The sequence below is a fragment of the Limnohabitans sp. genome, assembly GCF_036804465.1.
Classification (GTDB): domain Bacteria; phylum Pseudomonadota; class Gammaproteobacteria; order Burkholderiales; family Burkholderiaceae_C; genus Limnohabitans.
Genome location: NZ_DAIRSK010000003.1, coordinates 106,038 through 123,255, shown reverse-complemented (window position 1 = coordinate 123,255; position 17,218 = coordinate 106,038). Strand labels below are relative to the sequence as shown.

17 protein-coding genes are annotated in these 17,218 nt (G+C 57.3%); 4 read left to right on the top strand and 13 right to left on the bottom strand.

Annotated elements, in window-relative coordinates:
- Positions 1-67: 67 nt before the first annotated feature.
- A complete protein-coding gene (msbA, locus tag V7Q41_RS02650; RefSeq protein WP_333842426.1) occupies positions 68-1,876 on the top strand; it encodes a lipid A export permease/ATP-binding protein MsbA in 1,809 nt (602 codons plus the stop codon).
- The gene (locus tag V7Q41_RS02645) at positions 1,873-2,745 is read left to right on the top strand and encodes a glycosyltransferase (RefSeq protein ID WP_333842424.1); all 873 of its coding nucleotides are present in this window, start codon (positions 1,873-1,875) and stop codon (positions 2,743-2,745) included. Before msbA ends, V7Q41_RS02645 begins: the two co-directional genes overlap by 4 nt.
- Positions 2,746-2,885: 140 nt before the next feature.
- On the opposite strand, the gene rng is transcribed toward V7Q41_RS02645, so the two are convergent.
- From rng to V7Q41_RS02600, 9 genes are read right to left on the bottom strand one after another with little or no spacing between them, the layout of a single operon-like run.
- Positions 2,886-4,388 carry a ribonuclease G gene (gene rng, locus V7Q41_RS02640; RefSeq protein WP_333842422.1) on the bottom strand — a complete coding sequence of 501 codons (1,503 nt, stop codon included), beginning with the start codon at positions 4,386-4,388 and terminating at the stop codon, positions 2,886-2,888.
- A gap of 13 nt (positions 4,389-4,401) precedes the next feature.
- Positions 4,402-5,019 carry a Maf family protein gene (locus V7Q41_RS02635; RefSeq protein WP_333842420.1) on the bottom strand — a complete coding sequence of 206 codons (618 nt, stop codon included), beginning with the start codon at positions 5,017-5,019 and terminating at the stop codon, positions 4,402-4,404.
- 3 nt (positions 5,020-5,022) lie between these two features.
- Entirely contained in the window at positions 5,023-5,490 is a 468-nt protein-coding gene (gene rlmH / locus V7Q41_RS02630) for a 23S rRNA (pseudouridine(1915)-N(3))-methyltransferase RlmH (RefSeq protein ID WP_333842418.1), read from the bottom strand.
- Positions 5,487-6,227 carry a ribosome silencing factor gene (gene rsfS, locus V7Q41_RS02625; RefSeq protein WP_333842415.1) on the bottom strand — a complete coding sequence of 247 codons (741 nt, stop codon included), beginning with the start codon at positions 6,225-6,227 and terminating at the stop codon, positions 5,487-5,489. The genes rlmH and rsfS overlap by 4 nt, the downstream gene beginning before the upstream one ends.
- A gap of 5 nt (positions 6,228-6,232) precedes the next feature.
- Positions 6,233-6,844 carry a nicotinate (nicotinamide) nucleotide adenylyltransferase gene (nadD, locus tag V7Q41_RS02620; RefSeq protein ID WP_333842413.1) on the bottom strand — a complete coding sequence of 204 codons (612 nt, stop codon included), beginning with the start codon at positions 6,842-6,844 and terminating at the stop codon, positions 6,233-6,235.
- Positions 6,845-6,854: 10 nt separating this feature from the next.
- Positions 6,855-7,802 (bottom strand): oxygen-dependent coproporphyrinogen oxidase, encoded by a 948-nt coding sequence (gene hemF, locus V7Q41_RS02615; protein WP_333842411.1) that lies wholly within the window; start codon positions 7,800-7,802, stop codon positions 6,855-6,857.
- A gap of 13 nt (positions 7,803-7,815) precedes the next feature.
- The gene (locus V7Q41_RS02610) at positions 7,816-8,469 is read right to left on the bottom strand and encodes a 1-acyl-sn-glycerol-3-phosphate acyltransferase (protein WP_333842408.1); all 654 of its coding nucleotides are present in this window, start codon (positions 8,467-8,469) and stop codon (positions 7,816-7,818) included.
- A 1-nt stretch (position 8,470) separates the two neighbouring features.
- A complete protein-coding gene (gene purD / locus V7Q41_RS02605) occupies positions 8,471-9,763 on the bottom strand; it encodes a phosphoribosylamine--glycine ligase (RefSeq protein ID WP_333842406.1) in 1,293 nt (430 codons plus the stop codon).
- Positions 9,760-10,479 (bottom strand): YebC/PmpR family DNA-binding transcriptional regulator, encoded by a 720-nt coding sequence (locus tag V7Q41_RS02600; RefSeq protein ID WP_333842404.1) that lies wholly within the window; start codon positions 10,477-10,479, stop codon positions 9,760-9,762. The genes purD and V7Q41_RS02600 overlap by 4 nt, the downstream gene beginning before the upstream one ends.
- A 68-nt stretch (positions 10,480-10,547) precedes the next feature.
- Here V7Q41_RS02600 and V7Q41_RS02595 point away from each other — a divergent pair, with 68 nt between their 5' ends.
- Positions 10,548-12,083 (top strand): helicase HerA-like domain-containing protein, encoded by a 1,536-nt coding sequence (locus V7Q41_RS02595; RefSeq protein ID WP_333842401.1) that lies wholly within the window; start codon positions 10,548-10,550, stop codon positions 12,081-12,083.
- Here the strand turns inward: V7Q41_RS02595 and clpA are convergent.
- Positions 12,080-14,410 (bottom strand): ATP-dependent Clp protease ATP-binding subunit ClpA, encoded by a 2,331-nt coding sequence (clpA, locus tag V7Q41_RS02590; protein ID WP_333842399.1) that lies wholly within the window; start codon positions 14,408-14,410, stop codon positions 12,080-12,082. The two genes, V7Q41_RS02595 and clpA, sit on opposite strands and share 4 nt — an antisense overlap.
- Before the next feature lie 113 nt (positions 14,411-14,523).
- Positions 14,524-14,871 (bottom strand): ATP-dependent Clp protease adapter ClpS, encoded by a 348-nt coding sequence (clpS, locus tag V7Q41_RS02585; protein WP_333842397.1) that lies wholly within the window; start codon positions 14,869-14,871, stop codon positions 14,524-14,526.
- A gap of 60 nt (positions 14,872-14,931) precedes the next feature.
- Here clpS and V7Q41_RS02580 point away from each other — a divergent pair, with 60 nt between their 5' ends.
- Positions 14,932-15,387 (top strand): DUF192 domain-containing protein, encoded by a 456-nt coding sequence (locus V7Q41_RS02580; RefSeq protein ID WP_333842395.1) that lies wholly within the window; start codon positions 14,932-14,934, stop codon positions 15,385-15,387.
- Between the two features lie 58 nt (positions 15,388-15,445).
- Here V7Q41_RS02580 and V7Q41_RS02575 read toward each other — a convergent pair whose 3' ends face one another.
- A complete protein-coding gene (locus tag V7Q41_RS02575) occupies positions 15,446-16,015 on the bottom strand; it encodes a CoxG family protein (protein WP_333842392.1) in 570 nt (189 codons plus the stop codon).
- A 14-nt stretch (positions 16,016-16,029) separates the two neighbouring features.
- A complete protein-coding gene (locus V7Q41_RS02570; protein ID WP_333842390.1) occupies positions 16,030-17,208 on the bottom strand; it encodes a vWA domain-containing protein in 1,179 nt (392 codons plus the stop codon).
- Positions 17,209-17,218: the final 10 nt, after the last annotated feature.

Here is a 17,218-nt window from a genome sequence, read left to right as displayed (position 1 = left end):
GCTGATTTTAGTGGCGAACGAGTGGCGATAATGGCTTGAATTGCGTTTCTTGCTGCTCTCAGGATTTATGACCACCACTTCCCCATCCACGCCGACTGATTCCTTGTATCAAAGGCTCAAACGTGTGGCCCCTTGGTTCGCTGGCCAACCGGCGGCCTTGGGCTTAGGAATTGTGGGCATTTTTGTGGGTGCGGCCACCGAGCCCGCTATTCCTGCTTTGATGAAACCCTTGCTGGACAACGGCTTTGACCGTGGCACTTTAGAGCTCTGGATGATTCCTGTGGTCTTGCTGCTGTTGTTTGGTGTGCGGGGCTTGGCTGGCTTTGTGGCGGCCTACTGTTTGGCCCGCGTGACCAACAACGCCATGGAGGGCTTGCGCCAGCGCTTGTTTGAAAAGTTGTTGCGCGCCGACCCCCAGTTGTTTAACGACAAACACAGCAGTGGTTTGACCAACACCATGGTGTATGAGGTCAACAATGGCGCCTCAGTGCTGGTATCCACCATGTTGGCACTTGCCAAAGACTTGGTCACCGTGTTCGCCCTGCTGGGCTATTTGTTGCTGCTCAACTGGAAGCTCACGTTGATTGTGTTTGCCATCTTCCCACCCATCGCATGGGTGGTCAAAACCCTGTCGCGCCGCCTAGACAACTTGACCCGAGCCAGTCAAGACGCCACCGACGAGCTGGCCTATGTGGTGGAAGAAAACGTGCTGGCCTACCGCATGGTGCGTTTGCACAACGCCCAAGACAGCCAAAACAAAAAATTCGCCAAGTCCAACCTCAAGTTGCGCCAACTGGCGCTCAAAGCCGTGGTGGCCAACTCGGTCATGACCCCGCTGATTCAAATGCTGGCTGCGCTGGCCCTGTCTGCCGTCATCATGATGGCGCTCTACCAAAGCACGGCTGCAGGCGCCACGCAACACGTGACGGTGGGCAGCTTTGCGGCTTTCATCACGGCCATGTTGATGCTGATTTCTCCCATCAAACACTTGTCTGAGGTGGCGGGCACGCTGACGCGCGGCGTCACCTCGCTTGAGCGTGGCCTCAACCTGCTCTCTCTCATTGCCGATGAAACCCAGGGCGCGCACAGCGTGGCCCATGCCAAGGGCGAAATTTGTTTTGATCAGGTGAGCTTGCAATACCCTTCAGCGACGTCACCGGCCTTGAACCAGGTGAGCCTGACCATCCAGCCAGGCCAAACTGTGGCGCTGGTCGGTCCATCGGGTTCGGGCAAAACCACTTTGGCCAATTTGCTGCCGCGCTTTCTTGAGCCCACGTCTGGCCAAGTGCGCTTGGACGGCGTGCCGATCAAAGACTGGTCGCTGATCAGCCTGCGCAGCCAAGTGGCTTATGTGAGTCAAGACGTGGTGATGTTCAACGACACGGTGGCGCAAAACATCGCCTTGGGCGACGCTGTGGACACCGAGCGCGTCTGGCGCGCCCTGGAAGCCGCCAACTTGGGTGACTTTGTCCGCAGCCTGCCCAAGCAAGAGCACACCCTGGTCGGCCACAACGCCACCCAACTCTCTGGTGGTCAGCGCCAACGCTTGGCCATTGCCCGCGCGATCTACAAAGACGCGCCCATCTTGATCTTAGACGAGGCCACCTCCGCACTGGACACCACCTCCGAGCGCGCCGTGAAAGAGGCACTCCAAGTTCTGATGCAAGGCCGCACCTCGCTGGTCATTGCGCACCGTTTGTCCACCATCGAACACGCCGACCTGATCGTTGTCATGCAAGCCGGCACAATCATAGAGACTGGTACACACACCCAACTCATGGCCAAAGGCGGCGCCTATGCGGCCTTGTACCAAGTGGCCTCTCAACGCCAAGACCCACTCGTTCCTTTCATCGCCTCTCACGATCACGCCCTATGAGCCAAGCATCCATCAGCGGTTTCACCTTCATTCGCAACGGCGTGGAGTTGGGCTTCCCGTTTGAAGCCTCCATCCGTTCCCTGCTGCCTTTGGTGGATGAGTTTGTGGTGGTGGTGGGACACAGCAATGATGACACCTTGGCCCGCATCCACGCCCTTGGCTCTTCCAAAATTCGTGTGATAGAAACCATCTGGAACGAAGGCATGGCCGACCGAGGCTTTGTGTACGCCCAACAAAAAATGATCGCGCAATACGCCTGCACAGGCGACTGGGCGTTCTACCTTGAGGGGGACGAGTTGGTGCATCAAGCCGAATTGGCCACGATTCGCGCCAGCGTGGACCAACACCACGCCAACCCCGCAGTGGAAGCCTTGGTGTTTGACTACTTTCATTTCTACGGCACGCCCGACTTTGTGGCCAACAGCCCCGCTTGGTACCGACGCGAGTGCCGTCTGATTCGCAACACCATCCGCTCGTATGCGCCCGATGGCCAGTATTGGTTGATCACCGCCAACCACAAAAAAGGCCGCAACCCGCAGGCGGCTTTGGCCCATGCGCACATCTACCACTACGGCTGGGTGCGCAGCAATGAGGCCATGCAAAAGAAGATGGAACAAGTAAGCAAGTTTTGGTCACACGGCGCACCTACCATTCGCTACAGCCAGTTTGATGCGCAAGTGTTGCAGCCCTTCACGGGCACCCATCCTGAGCTGATCAAACCTTGGTTAGAGAGCTCAGCCGAAAAGAGCTTCACGATGGACCCTGATTACACGCTGAGCAAGCGTGAGAAGCGTCACCGTTGGTTGATGAAGCTTGAAAAGGCGTTTGGGTTGGACTTCAGTCGCAAGCATTTCAAGCTTGTTGCCTGACTTTGTTTCTCTCGCGATGCGCAGCAAGCAAAACGCTTGGGGTGTTTGATTTGGCGCCATCACGGCCCGCAGGGACGTTAAGCCAAGTCAGACACCCCAAGCGTTTTGCGCCTCAGCCACCGAAGTGAAGCCCACAAAAATCAGAGCAACACAATGTCGTACTGTTCTTGCGACATCGCCCCTTCGGCCTGCAACGAAATAGGCTTGCCAATGAAGTCACTCAAACCTGCCAAATGTTGGCTCTCTTCATCGAGCAACACATCAATCACATCGGGCGACGCAATCACACGGAACTCACGTGGGTTGAACTGACGGGCCTCGCGCAAGATCTCGCGCAAGATGTCATACGTCACGGTGCGTGCGGTTTTCACGCTGCCTTTGCCCTCGCACACAGGGCATGGTTCGCACAGCAAGTGCGCCAGCGATTCACGGGTGCGTTTGCGCGTCATCTCCACCAAACCCAAAGCCGAATAACCACTCACCATGGTCTTGACGCGGTCGCGGGCGAGTTGCTTGCGGAACTCGGCCAGGACAGCCTCGCGGTGGTCTTCGCGCGTCATGTCGATGAAGTCCGCAATGACGATGCCGCCCAAGTTGCGCAAGCGCAGTTGTCGGGCAATGGCGCCCGCAGCTTCGAGGTTGGTTTTGAAAATGGTTTCGTCAAAGTTACGTGCACCCACAAAGCCGCCAGTGTTCACATCCACCGTGGTCAAGGCCTCGGTTTGGTCCACGATGAGATAGCCGCCTGACTTCAAGTCCACGCGCCGGCCCAGGGCCTTGCCCACCTCTTCGTCGATGTTGAACAAATCAAAGATGGGACGCTCGCCTTTGTAGAGCTGCAACTTGTCGACTGCGCTGGGCATGAACTCATGGCCGAAGGTTTGCAATTTTTGAAATTGCTCAGCCGAGTCAATGCGGATGGTTTGTGTGGTTTCGCTCACCAAATCACGCAACACCCGCTGCAGCAGGCTCAGGTCTTGGTGCAACAAGGATTTAGGGGGCAAGCGGGTAGAGGCTTCTTTGATGCGCGCCCAAGTCTTGCGCAAGTAGGTAATGTCATCGCCGAGCTCAGCATCGCTGGCGTCTTCACCGTTGGTGCGCAAAATAAAGCCGCCGATTTGACTGCCTGTTTTGCCGTCTTGCGCGGCCGTGTCGGCCAAAGCCAGCAAGCGCTGGCGCAAAGCCTCGCGTTGCTCAAAGGGAATTTTTTGTGACACGCCGATGTGCTGGTCTTGCGGCAAAAACACCAGCAAGCGCCCTGCGATGCTGATTTGCGACGACAAGCGAGCACCTTTGGTGCCAATCGGGTCTTTGATGACTTGCACCAACAAAGACTGACCTTCAAACACTTGCTTCTCAATCGGCACCACCGGGGCTGGGTCGCCCTTGTCGTGGTCTGCATGACGTGCAGCCACGCTGCTCATCAAATCAGCCACATGCAAGAACGCGGCACGCTCTAGGCCAATGTCAATGAAGGCAGATTGCATGCCTGGCAGCACACGGGCCACTTTGCCCAAGTACACATTGCCCACCAACCCGCGCTCGAGCGAGCGCTCGACGTGCAGCTCTTGCACCGCGCCGCTCTCCACCATCGCGACGCGGGTTTCTTGGGGAGACCAGTTGATGAGGATGTCTTGTTGCATGGGCAAATCCGGCTTAAACCTTGAATCCAAACGCACGCAACAGCTGCGCGGTTTCAAACATGGGCAGACCCATGATGCCAGAGTAGCTGCCGCTGATGTGCTCGATGTAGGCAGCCGCCCTGCCCTGTACCGCATATGCGCCGGCTTTGCCCATGGGCTCGCCGCTGGCCACGTAGGTTTGGATTTGTTGGCGGCTCAAGGGCGCAAAACGCACCCTGGAGACGCTGAGCGCTTGCTCGGTTTTGAGCGGCTTGCCCGCTTGGGACAGCGAGCCCAGGGCCACCGAGGTCAACACGCGATGCGTTTGACCACTCAAAGTACCGAGGATGTGGGCGGCATGCTTGGGGTCATCAGGTTTGCCCAAAATGGTTTTGCCCAGGGCCACGGTGGTGTCGCTGCACAACACGGGTGCAACGGGCAAGCCACGGCGCTTCATGCGCGCCAGCGCAGCTGCTAACTTGAGCAAGGTCACGCGTTGCACATAAGCGCGTGGCGCTTCGTGGGGCAGCACCACCTCTAGCGCTTCGGCGTCTTCTGTGTCGTCGGCCAGCAGCAACTCGTAGCGCACACCCAGTTGCTCCAGCAGTTGACGGCGGCGTGGGCTTTGGGAGGCAAGGTAGATGAATTGCATGAATCACTCGCGGTGATAAGGGTGGTTGGCGTTGATCGACCAAGCGCGGTAGAGCTGCTCCACCAGCAACACGCGCACCATGGCATGCGGCAACGTGAGGTCTGAAATGCGAATGCGCTCGTGCGCTTGTTGTTTGAATTCAGGGCACAAGCCATCCGGCCCGCCTATGACCAGCGCCACATCATCGGCTTCGAGCTGCCAATGCTGGAGCTTGGCGGCCAAGGCCACGGTGGTGAGGGGGGCGCCGCGCTCGTCCAAGGCGACGATTTGACAGCCTCGCGGAATGGCGGCTTCGATGCGCTCGCGCTCCGCGGCGTAAATGGTGTCTAGGGTTTTAGAGCTGCGGGGCTCTGTTTTGACGGCCTTGAGCTCGACCTTGAGTTCAGAGGGAAACCGCTTGGCGTAATCATCCCAAGCGGTTTGCGCCCAGTCGGGCACACGTTGGCCGACTGCGACGACCCACAGCTTCATGCTTTGCGGGCAGTGGTCTTTTTCGCGGCGGGCGGACGCTTGCCTGTTGGCTTACCAGCAGTGGTCGAAGCACTACGCGCTGCGGCTTTGGCAGTTGACTTGGCACCTTTGAGGCCCACAGTTTTGACGGGCAACTTGGCGGGTGCTGCGACTGGCTTTTTAGCGGCTGGCGTTTTGGCGGGTGCGCGCTTCGTTGCAGATGAGGCAGCCGTCGTTTTGGTAGGCGCGGCCTTGAGCGGGCCGCGTGTGGAGGTGCTGCGCGTGGCGGGCTTCTTGTCAGCGACTGCTGCTTTTTTCTTGGCCGCTGGCTTTTGAGTAGCCGACTTCTTGGCGGGTGCCTCTTCAGGCTCAAACGCTTTGGCAGGCTTGGGGGCGCCAAACTTCAAGCGCACAGGTTTATCACCCCAAATTTCTTCTAGGTTGTAGTAGCTGCGAATGGTGGGTTGCATGACATGGACCACCACCGCACCACAGTCCACAATGATCCATTCGCCGTTGTCTTCACCTTCGATACGGGGCTTGCCAAAACCGGCGTCGCGAACTTTGTCGCGCACGCTGGCAGCCAACGCTTTGGTTTGGCGGTTCGAGGTGCCCGATGCCACGATGACGCGCTCAAACAGCGAGGACAAGTGTTCGGTGTCAAACACCACAAGCTCTTGGGCTTTGACGTCCTCTAGCGCATCGACGACGGTGCGTTGTAATTTTTGGACATCTTTTTTGGCGGAGGTTTCGGTCATCTGTTTTATCGGTAAAGGCTGTGTTTTTCAATGTAGTGCTGCACAGCGGCAGGCAACCACGCGAGCATGGGTTGAACCGGATAGGGGCCTTGTGCAAAATGCGCACGGATTTCGGTGGCACTCACATTCAGGCTCGGCATGTCCAAGCGTTGTACGTCGGGGGATACTGCATTGTGCCACTGACTGACGAAGGGGCTCTGTCGAGTTTGCCGCCGCTCGGCCACCACCACCGTCGCGAGCCCCAAAATATCTTGCCAGCGGTGCCATGTTTGAAAGGCATGTGCTTGGTCTGCGCCAATGAAGAGGTACAAATGGGCAGCAGGACACTCGGTTTTGAACTCTTCGAGTGTCTCCACGGTGTAGGTCGGGCCTTGTCTGTCGATCTCGCGCGGGTCAACCAATGCGTGCGCGACATCGGCAAAAGCCAAACGTGCCATCGCAAGCCGATGCGGTGAAGGCGAGAGTGAGCGGTCTTTGTGCCAAGCGTCACCTGTGGGAATGATGCGCAACTCATCCAAAGAAAATTGATCCACTGCGTGCTGGGCCAACGCGAGGTGAGCGGTGTGCGGCGGATCAAACGCACCGCCAAAAATGCCCAATCGGTGGATGAGGTTCATGGGACGCAGCTCAGCTGAGCCAATCGCGCGGCACCAAAAAGTCATGCAACAAGGCATGCTCGGGTGTCCCCAACTCTGGCTGGTGCTGATAGCTCCAACTCACCAAGGGCGGCATGGACAACAAAATGGACTCGGTGCGCCCCCCCGACTGCAAGCCAAAGTGCGTGCCACGGTCCCACACGAGATTGAATTCCACATAGCGGCCACGGCGATACAACTGATGGTTGCGTTCGCGCTCACCATACGCGGTGTTCATGCGGCGGTCGACGATGGGCAGATAAGCGTCGAGCAAGGCATCGCCCACACTTTGCAGCATGTCAAAACTGCGCTCAAAACCCAGCTCAGCGAAGTCGTCAAAGAAAATGCCCCCAATGCCGCGTTGCTCATGGCGGTGTTTGTTGCAAAAGTAGTCGTCGCACCAGGTTTTAAAGCGTGGGTACAAGTCGTTGCCAAACGGTTGCAAAGCGTCGTGACAGACCTGGTGGAAGTGCGTGGCATCTTGGGCAAAGCCGTAGTAAGGTGTCAAATCCATGCCGCCACCAAACCATGCCACGGTTTGGCCGTTGGCTGGCGTGGCTGCAATCATGCGCACGTTCATGTGCACGGTGGGCACATAGGGGTTGCGGGGATGAAACACCAGCGACATGCCCATGGCTTCAAACGGCGCGCCTGCCAACTCTGGGCGGTGCTGTGTGGCGGAGGGTGGCAACTGGGGGCCCCGCACATGCGAAAAACCGCAGCCCGCACGCTCAAACACCAGCCCGTTTTCCAAAATTTGGGTGATGCCATTGCCCTGCAACTGCTCACCTGGCCCCTTTTCCCAAGGGTCTACCAAGAATTTGGCTTGACCGTCTTTGGCTTCAATGGCGCTGGTGATGCGAGTTTGCAAGTCCAAGAGATAGGTGCGCGCTGCAGTCACCACGTGTTCGTGGCCTTGATGGTGAGGATGGGTCGTCATCGTGGTCTTGGCTCTAAGAAGTGGGGCTCGTGGGCTTGGCCTTTGCATCGCGACGCGGTGGCAAAGGGCGGATCGGCGCTGCTTGGCTCATATGACGCCCCTGCACGCCTTCATACACTTGGGCGATGTGAGCGTAATCGGCTTGTACATCGCCTGTCAAACGCATGAAGTCAGTGATCTTCGCCACTTTTTGACCGTAGTCAATGCGTAGCATGCACAGGGGCACGTCAGCGCCCAAAGCCAATTGGTAGAAGCCACTGCGCCAGCCATCGGTGAGCTTGCGCGTGCCTTCAGGTGACAGACCAATCCACAGCAGTTCATTGTTTTGTTTGTGCAGTTTGAGCGCCTCCACCATCTCAGCCACCATGCCTTTGGGGGACGAGCGGTCGATCGGTACGGCACCAATGAAGCGCAGCCAGCGGCCAAACAGCGGAATGCGAAACAGGCTTTCTTTGGCAAAAAATTGCAAGGGCAGCCCCACTGCCCACTTGACAGGCATCATGGTGATGAAGTCCCAGTTGCTGGTGTGAGGGTAGCCAATGAGCACGCCTTGTTTGGTGGGCAAGCCGTCAAACTCAATCCTCCAGCCCATCCACTTGACCAGCCACGCCGCCCAAGCCCGTTGCTGAAAGCGCACATGCATGGGGTTGCTGAATTCGGCGCTCATCTCAGCGTGATATGGCGCGGAAACCAATGTCCGTGCGGTACTGCATGCCATCAAAGTGAATGCCTTCAATGGTGTCGTAGGCCAACTGCTGCGCCAACTTCAAAGTACCCCCCAAAGCAGTGACACACATCACGCGGCCGCCTGTGGTGCGCAGATGCCCCTCTGTCATGTGTGTGCCCGCGTGAAACACCACCACATCGTCGGTGTCTTGCTGCAAACCCGAGATGACATCACCCTTGCGCGGATTCATCGGATAGCCATGGGCGGCCAACACCACGCCAATGGCGGTGCGGCGATCCCAATCGAGCTCAAAGTCGTCAAAGCGGGTTTCTGCGTGCTGACTCGTGGCAGCCAACAGCACGTCGACCAGATCAGTTTTGAGTCGGGCCATGATGGGTTGCGTCTCAGGGTCACCCATGCGGCAATTGAACTCAAGGGTCTTGACCTGGCCTTGGGGGTCGATCATCAAGCCTGCGTACAAAAAGCCGGTGAAGGGGATGCCATCTTTTTCCATGCCCTTGATCGTGGGCAAAATGATTTCGCGCATCGCCCGGGCATGCACCTCGGGCGTCACCACGGGGGCTGGCGAATAGGCGCCCATGCCGCCTGTGTTGGGGCCTTCATCACCGTCTAGCAAGCGCTTGTGGTCTTGGCTGGTGGCCAAAGGCAATACCGTTTTGCCATCGCACATGACGATGAAGCTGGCCTCTTCGCCTTGCAAAAACTCTTCAATCACAACCCGGGCGCCACCTTCGTTGTGGCTCACGCCCAAGGCGTTGCCCTGCAACATGAAGTCAATGGCCTGATGTGCCTCATCTTCGGTCATGGCGACTACCACGCCTTTGCCAGCTGCCAAGCCATCGGCCTTCACCACAATGGGTGCGCCTTTGGCAGTGACGTAATCGTGCGCGGCTTGTGCCTCGGTGAAGGTGTCGTAGGCGGCGGTGGGAATGTTGTGCCGCTTCATGAAGGCCTTGCTGAAGGCCTTCGAACTTTCCAACTGTGCAGCGGCTTGGGTAGGGCCAAAAATACGCAGTCCGTGGGCTCGGAATTCGTCCACCACGCCAGCGGCCAATGGCGTTTCAGGCCCCACCACAGTCAGCTCCACCGCATTGGCTAGAGCAAATTCACGCAGTGCTTGGACATCGGTGATGTCGATGTTGTCCAAGCGCTTGTCGCGCGCAGTGCCGCCGTTGCCGGGCGCCACAAACACTTTTTGCACTTTGTTGGACTGAGCAATCTTCCACGCCAAGGCGTGCTCGCGGCCACCACCGCCAATAATTAATACGTTCATAGTGCTGCGTTGTGATAGACATCTTGCACATCGTCAAGGTCTTCTAGCGCGTCCAAAATTTTTTGCATCTTCGCAGCCTCATCACCTTCAAGCTCGATGGTGTTGTCTGCACGGTAGGTCACCTCGGCCACTGCGGGCTTGAGGCCCGCCGCGTCCAAAGCGTGTTTGACCGCCTCTAGGCTGGCAGGCGGGGTCAGCACTTCAATGGCGCCATCCTCATCGACGACGACATCGTCTGCACCGGCTTCGAGGGCGATTTCCATGATCTGGTCTTCGTTGCTGCCAGGCGCAAACACCAATTGGCCACAGTGTTTAAATTGAAACGCCACCGACCCCTCGGTGCCCATGTTGCCGCCGTTTTTGCTGAAGGCAAAGCGCACTTCAGCCACGGTGCGCACGCGGTTGTCGGTCATGGTGTCAACGATAATGGCGACGCCGCCCACGCCATAGCCTTCGTAGCGAATTTCTTCGTACACGACGCCGTCAAGGTTGCCGGTGGCTTTGTCGATATTGCGTTTGATGTTGTCGGCAGGCATGTTGGCTGCCTTTGCTTTTTCGATGGCCAAGCGCAGGCGGGGGTTGAGGCCTAGGTCGCCGCCGCCTAAGCGCGCAGAAACAATGATTTCACGCGTGATGCGTGTCCAAATCTTGCCGCGCTTCTCGTCTTGCCGCCCTTTGCGGTGTTGAATATTTGCCCATTTGCTGTGGCCTGCCATCAAAAATCCTCGTGATTTGAATTAACCTTATCTGGTTATTTTACTTTTCAAGTGATGGAGAACTTTCGATGGCTGAACCCATGCTAATTGCGCTGCATAAGACTACTGAATGCCACATGCTACCCGCCTTGGCCAATCGCCACGGCCTGATCACAGGCGCGACTGGCACAGGCAAGACCGTCACGCTGCAGACCCTGGCTGAGGGTTTCTCCAAAATCGGCGTGCCGGTGTTCATGGCCGATGTCAAGGGTGACTTGGCCGGCATCAGTCAGCCAGGTGTCGTCCCGCCCAAGTTGGCGGCCTCACTGCAAGAACGCGGTGTGCCCATGCCCTCCCCAATAGCTTGCCCCACCACGCTGTGGGACGTGTTTGGCAAAACAGGCCACCCCGTTCGCGCCACCATCACCGACATGGGGCCGTTGCTGCTGGGGCGCATGCTCAACCTGAACGACACCCAAGCTGGCGTGCTCAACATGGTCTTCAAGATAGCGGACGACCAAGGCTTGCTGCTGCTCGACCTCAAAGACCTGCGCGCCATGCTGCAGCACGTGGGCGAGCACGCCCGTGACTTCACCACCCAATACGGCAACGTCAGCGCCGCCAGCATTGGTGCCATTCAACGTGCCTTGCTAGAAATTGAAGCACAAGGCGGCGATGCCTTTTTCGGTGAGCCCATGCTCAACATCCAAGACTTTATGCAAACCGATGCCAAAGGTCTGGGTGTGATCAACCTTTTGGCGGCTGACAAACTCATGAACGCGCCCCGCTTGTATGGCACCTTTTTGCTGTGGATGCTGTCCGAGTTGTTTGAGCAACTCCCCGAGGTTGGGGACGTAGACAAACCCAAAATGGTGTTTTTCTTTGACGAAGCGCATTTGCTGTTCAATGAAGCGCCCAAAGTCTTGCTGGAGCGCATCGAGTTGCTGGTGCGCCTGATTCGCTCCAAAGGCGTGGGCGTGTACTTTGTCACCCAAAACCCGCTGGATGTGCCCGAAACTGTGCTCGGCCAACTGGGCAACCGGGTGCAGCACGCCCTGCGTGCCTTCACCCCTCGCGACCAAAAAGCCGTCAAAGCCACCGCGCAAACCATGCGCGGCAAAGCGGGCCTAGACATCGAAAAGGCCATCACCGAACTGGGTGTGGGTGAAGCGCTGGTCAGCCTGCTCGATGCAAAAGGCCGCCCATCAGAGGCCGAACAGGTCTATGTGCTGCTGCCAGGCAGCCAGCTTGGCCCCATCACGCCAGAGCAGCGCCAAGCCTTGCTGGCCAACTCACTGGTGGCTGGGGTGTACGAACAAACCTTGGACCGAGAGTCAGCTTATGAACGCCTCAAAGGTGCGGCCCCTGCTGCGGGGAGTTCTGCTGGTGCGACAGGCACCACAGCTCAACCCGCGGGCCAAGCGCCAGCACAAGCGAGCGTCACCGACCAAGTGCTGACGGGTTTGGGCGAAGCCTTGTTTGGCTCCACCGGTCCTCGCGGCGGGCAGAACCAAGGTTTGGCACAAGTGATGGTGAAGTCAGCTGTGCGCAATATTGGCTCCGCTGTGGGACGCGAGATTGTGCGAGGGGTGATGGGCAGTATCTTGGGTGGCCGCAAGCGTTAACTGGCGGCTGGCTCCTCAGATGCCGCTTGCTCGCCCTTGGCAGCCTTTTCCTTCTTAGGCAAAGGCGTGATGTCAAGCAGAACTTCGTCTTTGTCATCGATGTCCACGCTCAGGCGGCCACCGTCGATCAAACGGCCAAACAGCAACTCGTCGGCCAAGGCCTTGCGAATCGTGTCTTGAATCAGGCGCTGCATGGGGCGTGCGCCCATCAGTGGATCAAAGCCCTTCTTGGCCAAGTGCTTGCGCAGCGCGTCGCTGAAGGTCACTTCAACCTTTTTCTCAGACAACTGGCCTTCGAGTTGCAGCAAGAACTTGTCGACCACGCGCATGATGACGTTTTCGTCCAAGGCTTTGAAGCCCACGATGGCGTCCAAGCGGTTGCGGAACTCTGGGGTAAACAAGCGCTTGATGTCCCCCATTTCGTCGCCTGCAACGCGTGGGTTGGTAAAGCCAATGGTGGCTTTGTTCATGGTCTCAGCGCCCGCATTCGTCGTCATGATGAGGATGACGTTGCGAAAGTCTGCCTTGCGGCCGTTGTTGTCGGTCAGCGTGCCGTGGTCCATCACCTGCAACAGCACGTTGAAGATGTCGGGATGGGCTTTTTCGATTTCATCGAGCAACAAGACGCAATGCGGCTTCTTGGTCACAGCTTCGGTCAACAAGCCGCCTTGGTCAAAGCCCACATAGCCGGGGGGCGCGCCAATCAGGCGGCTCACCGCATGGCGTTCCATGTACTCGGACATATCAAAGCGCACCAAGTCGATGCCCATGATGTAGGCCAGTTGCTTGGCCGCTTCGGTCTTGCCTACGCCCGTTGGGCCGCTGAACAAGAAAGCGCCAATCGGCTTGTCGGCTTTACCGAGGCCAGAGCGCGCCATCTTGACGGCAGACGCCAGCACTTCAAGGGCTTTGTCTTGGCCAAACACCACGCTCTTCAAATCGCGTTCGATGGTCTGCAACTTGCCACGGTCGTCGTTGGACACGTTGGCGGGCGGAATGCGCGCAATCTTGGCCACAATGTCTTCAATCTCTGACTTGCCAATGATTTTCTTGCGCTTAGACGCCACCATGATGCGTTGTGCCGCACCGGCTTCATCGATCACGTCAATCGCTTTGTCGGGCAAATGGCGGTCGTTGATGTATTTGGCGCTGAGCTCGGCGGCAGCTTGCAGCGCAGCCACGGCATACTTGACGTTGTGGTGTTCTTCAAAACGCGACTTCAGGCCTTTGAGGATGTCGACGGTTTCTTGAACGGTAGGCTCGACCACATCGACTTTTTGGAAGCGGCGGCTCAGGGCTGCGTCTTTTTCAAAGATGCCACGGTATTCGGTGAAGGTGGTGGCGCCAATGCACTTGAGTTGGCCGCTGGACAAAGCTGGCTTGAGCAAGTTCGAGGCATCCAAGGTGCCGCCCGAGGCCGCACCAGCACCAATCAGCGTGTGGATTTCGTCGATGAACAAAATCGCATGGGGCTTGCTTTGCAAATTCTTGATCACGCCTTTCAAGCGTTGCTCAAAGTCGCCACGGTACTTGGTGCCTGCCAACAAGGCGCCCATGTCCAATGAATAAACCACGGCTTCGGCCAAGATTTCAGGCACTTCGCCTTGGGTGATGCGCCATGCCAATCCTTCGGCAATGGCGGTTTTACCCACGCCCGCCTCGCCCACCAAGAGCGGGTTGTTTTTGCGGCGACGGCACAAGATCTGAATCGTCCGTTCGACCTCGTACTCGCGACCAATCAGCGGGTCAATCTTGCCGTCTTTGGCAGCTTGGTTCAGATTTTGGGTGAACTGCTCAAGCGGGGAAGCCTTCTCGTTCTTCTCGGACGATGCACCCTCCTCTTGTTCGGTGTGTGAGGGCTCTGCGCTCTTGGAAGCTTCAGGCGGATCGCTCTTTTTGATGCCGTGAGCAATGAAGTTCACCACGTCCAAGCGCGTCACGCCTTGCTGGTGGAGGTAGTAGACCGCATGTGAGTCTTTTTCGCCAAAAATGGCCACCAGCACGTTGGCGCCAGTCACTTCTTTTTTGCCATTGCCTGTGGACTGCACATGCATGATGGCGCGCTGAATCACACGTTGAAAGCCCAGGGTGGGCTGTGTGTCCACTTCCTCGGTGCCCGACACCTGAGGCGTGTTGTCAGCAATGAAGTTGGACAGCGACTTGCGCAAATCGTCAATATTGGCTGAGCAGGCGCGTAGCACTTCGGCGGCGCTGGGGTTGTCCAGCAAAGCGAGCAACAAGTGCTCGACCGTGATGAATTCGTGTCTCTGCTGACGGGCCTCGACAAAGGCCATGTGCAAGCTGACTTCAAGTTCTTGGGCAATCATGTGTTTTCCTTCTGGCTTGCAACTGAGATTCAAATGTATATGGAAACAAAAGCCGTTTATTCAATAGGTGTCATTCATCCGTGCAAACGATAGGGTCGTCTGCCAGTGATCCGTCACTCAATGGGCTCAGCCACACATTGCAGCGGATGGCCAGATTTGCGTGCAGCGTCGAGCACTTGGTCTACTTTGGTGGCGGCCACGTCTTTGCTGTAAATGCCACACACACCTTTGCCGTCGAGGTGGATTTGCAACATGATCTGGGTGGCTTGTTCGCGGTCTTTGCTGAAAAACTCTTGCAGCACCATCACCACAAACTCCATGGGTGTGAAGTCGTCGTTGAGCATCAGCACCTGAAACATCTGGGGGGGCTTGGTGCGCTGCGTCAGGCGCTCTAAAACGACCGATCCGCCGTCGTCTTGGTCGGGCAGTTGGACTTTAGGGGTGGGTTTTTTCGTTGACATGAAGAGATTCTATCGGGCGCAGAATCGATTGGCGTAGCGCCTTGCGATACAGTCTGAGCCATGAAACGCGCTTTGCTCACCTTTCTTTTGTCTGGCTTGGCATGTTGGGCCATAGCCCAAGACACGCCTCAAACCCATCTGTCCCGTATCAAGTTGCAAGCGGGCATGTATCAAATCGACACGCAGGTGGCGCAAACGCCAGAGCAGCGCAGCATGGGCCTGATGTTTCGCAAAGAAATGCCTCAACATGAAGGCATGTTGTTTGTTTTTGAGCAGCCTGCAAAGCAATGTTTTTGGATGAAAAACACTTTTTTGCCGCTCACTGCTGCATTTGTGGCCGACGATGGCACCATCGTCAATTTGGTAGACATGAAGCCACAAACCACCGACTCTCACTGCTCAGAAAAGCCCGTACGCTTTGTGCTGGAAATGAACCAAGGCTGGTTTGCGAAAAAAGGCATCAAGGCTGGCAGCCGTTTGAGTGGCGTCGCGTTCAGCAAAAACACCACGCCTTAAAAAAAAACACGCCCAATGGCCGCCACCGGCTGGGGTTTGTCCCAGCGCAGACGGGTCATCAAGCCCAGGCCCACCAAGCCAAGCCCGCTGCAAGTAGTAGGACTGGCCACACCCAGACCGCCATGGACGGCTTGCCCTGATCTTCAGGGTCTGGGCTGGGGGCTGCGCTGTTGCCAGCGCCCAAGGATTGAGCCAGCAAGGCCTCTTCGAATTTTTTGAAAAAGTCTTCCGCCAGCGACTTGGCTGCACCGTCGATCAAGCGCTGTCCCAATTGAGCCAACTTGCCGCCCACGCTCGAGTGCACCGTGTAGCGCAACTCACACCCCTCAGGATGGGGCAACAACGACACCTGCGACTCGCCTTTGCCAAAACCTGCCACGCCGCCTTGGGCATCAAAATGCAAGGCATAACTGTTGGGAGGCTGAATGTCGCTGAGGCTAACTTTGCCGCTGAATTTGGCGGAAACAGGCCCAATTTTGATGGCCACACCGACGCTGTAGACATGGTTGTCGATCAACTCAAACTTGTCGCAGCCAGCGATGCACGACTTCAAGACCTCTGGGTCGTTGAGTGCGCTCCAAGCTTGGGCTTGGGTGACTTTCAAGACGCGTTGTCCTTGCATATCCATGACCAAATCTCCAGTTAGTTTTTTTGAAGTAACTTGGTCATGGCCGAAGCCAGCTCTTCCAAGCGGGATAAATTGTGAATGGCCAGCATGCCATCGACGCGTCGGTGCAACACGGAAGCGCCCGTGGCCAAAGGCGCATAGGCGTCAAATCGCAACAGAGGATTGAGCCAAAGTACTTTGCGCGAATGCCGTTTGAGCCAACACAGCTCAGAGTCTAGCGTTTGCGCGGGCCCGGTGTCTAAGCCGTCGCTGATCAACAGCACCACCGTGCGCCTGCCTGTGAGCTTTTTGGCATGGTTCAGCCGCAATTCTGCCAAGGACGCGCCCAGCTGCGTGCCGCCTGCAAAGTCTTGAATGCGGGCACTGGCCATGGCCAGCATCTCATCTGGATCCCTTTGTTTGAAGGGCAGCTTCAAATCGGTCAACGCCGTGCCAAACGAAAAAACTTGTCGCGGGTGCTTGCGGCTGGACTGGTGCAAAAAGGCCAGCAGCAACCGCGCATACCGCTCCATCGAGCCTGAGATGTCAACCAAAATCAACAACGGCAGGGGTTGCGCTTGACGTTGCAGGCGAGGCAAATGCCAAGCGTCACCATCGTATTGAGCGGCCAAACGCAAGGTTTGAGCCCCATGGATGCGGTCCCCCTTGCGCCCTGAGCGGGTTCTGCGGCTTTGGATGCGCGGCAGCGGCATGGCAATGGTGCGCGCCAGTTTTTCGACCAACTGGAACTCGCTGGCGCTCAAACTTTGAAAATCAGCGTGTTGCAAGCGCGTTCGATCACTCGCGGTCATGGCCGCATCCCATTGGAGCTGATCTTCTTTGGGTTTAGACGGGTCGTTTTGTTTGTTTTTGCCAGACAGTGCTTCTTGCACGCGTGACTTTCGCGGCAGTCCCTTTGCCGCGGTCGGAGCTTTGGGCAACAGCTGGGACAAGAGCTGCCGAGTCAATTCGGGGTCCTTGAAGAAGGCCGCAAAAAGTTGGTCAAACACCGCGAGGTCTTCGGGCCGACTGACCAGACATGTGCGCAGTGCTGCTGCCAGATCGTCTTTGCGCTCCACGCCTATGAGCAAGATGGCTTCTATGGCAAGGCTGATTTTGGAAGAATCTAGCGGCAATCCCGCCCTGCGCAACGCGCGGGAAAAACCTGTGATGTTGTCACCCAGTTTGCCGCTACGGGCGTCTCCCAGTCGCATCAAAGGTGGG

Excerpts from the sequence above, each read along its gene's own strand:
- V7Q41_RS02570 (WP_333842390.1), bottom strand. The coding sequence starts at position 17,208 with ATGCGACTGGGAGACGCCCGTAGCGGCAAACTGGGTGACAACATCACA.
- clpS (WP_333842397.1), bottom strand. The coding sequence starts at position 14,871 with ATGTCAACGAAAAAACCCACCCCTAAAGTCCAACTGCCCGACCAAGAC.
- V7Q41_RS02600 (WP_333842404.1), bottom strand. The coding sequence starts at position 10,479 with ATGGCAGGCCACAGCAAATGGGCAAATATTCAACACCGCAAAGGGCGG.
- V7Q41_RS02595 (WP_333842401.1), top strand. The coding sequence starts at position 10,548 with ATGGCTGAACCCATGCTAATTGCGCTGCATAAGACTACTGAATGCCAC.
- msbA (WP_333842426.1), top strand. The coding sequence starts at position 68 with ATGACCACCACTTCCCCATCCACGCCGACTGATTCCTTGTATCAAAGG.
- V7Q41_RS02635 (WP_333842420.1), bottom strand. The coding sequence starts at position 5,019 with ATGCAATTCATCTACCTTGCCTCCCAAAGCCCACGCCGCCGTCAACTG.
- nadD (WP_333842413.1), bottom strand. The coding sequence starts at position 6,844 with ATGAACCTCATCCACCGATTGGGCATTTTTGGCGGTGCGTTTGATCCG.
- rsfS (WP_333842415.1), bottom strand. The coding sequence starts at position 6,227 with ATGACCGAAACCTCCGCCAAAAAAGATGTCCAAAAATTACAACGCACC.
- purD (WP_333842406.1), bottom strand. The coding sequence starts at position 9,763 with ATGAACGTATTAATTATTGGCGGTGGTGGCCGCGAGCACGCCTTGGCG.
- rng (WP_333842422.1), bottom strand. The coding sequence starts at position 4,388 with ATGCAACAAGACATCCTCATCAACTGGTCTCCCCAAGAAACCCGCGTC.
- V7Q41_RS02610 (WP_333842408.1), bottom strand. The coding sequence starts at position 8,469 with ATGAGCGCCGAATTCAGCAACCCCATGCATGTGCGCTTTCAGCAACGG.
- hemF (WP_333842411.1), bottom strand. The coding sequence starts at position 7,802 with ATGACGACCCATCCTCACCATCAAGGCCACGAACACGTGGTGACTGCA.
- clpA (WP_333842399.1), bottom strand. The coding sequence starts at position 14,410 with ATGATTGCCCAAGAACTTGAAGTCAGCTTGCACATGGCCTTTGTCGAG.
- V7Q41_RS02580 (WP_333842395.1), top strand. The coding sequence starts at position 14,932 with ATGAAACGCGCTTTGCTCACCTTTCTTTTGTCTGGCTTGGCATGTTGG.
- rlmH (WP_333842418.1), bottom strand. The coding sequence starts at position 5,490 with ATGAAGCTGTGGGTCGTCGCAGTCGGCCAACGTGTGCCCGACTGGGCG.
- V7Q41_RS02645 (WP_333842424.1), top strand. The coding sequence starts at position 1,873 with ATGAGCCAAGCATCCATCAGCGGTTTCACCTTCATTCGCAACGGCGTG.
- V7Q41_RS02575 (WP_333842392.1), bottom strand. The coding sequence starts at position 16,015 with ATGGATATGCAAGGACAACGCGTCTTGAAAGTCACCCAAGCCCAAGCT.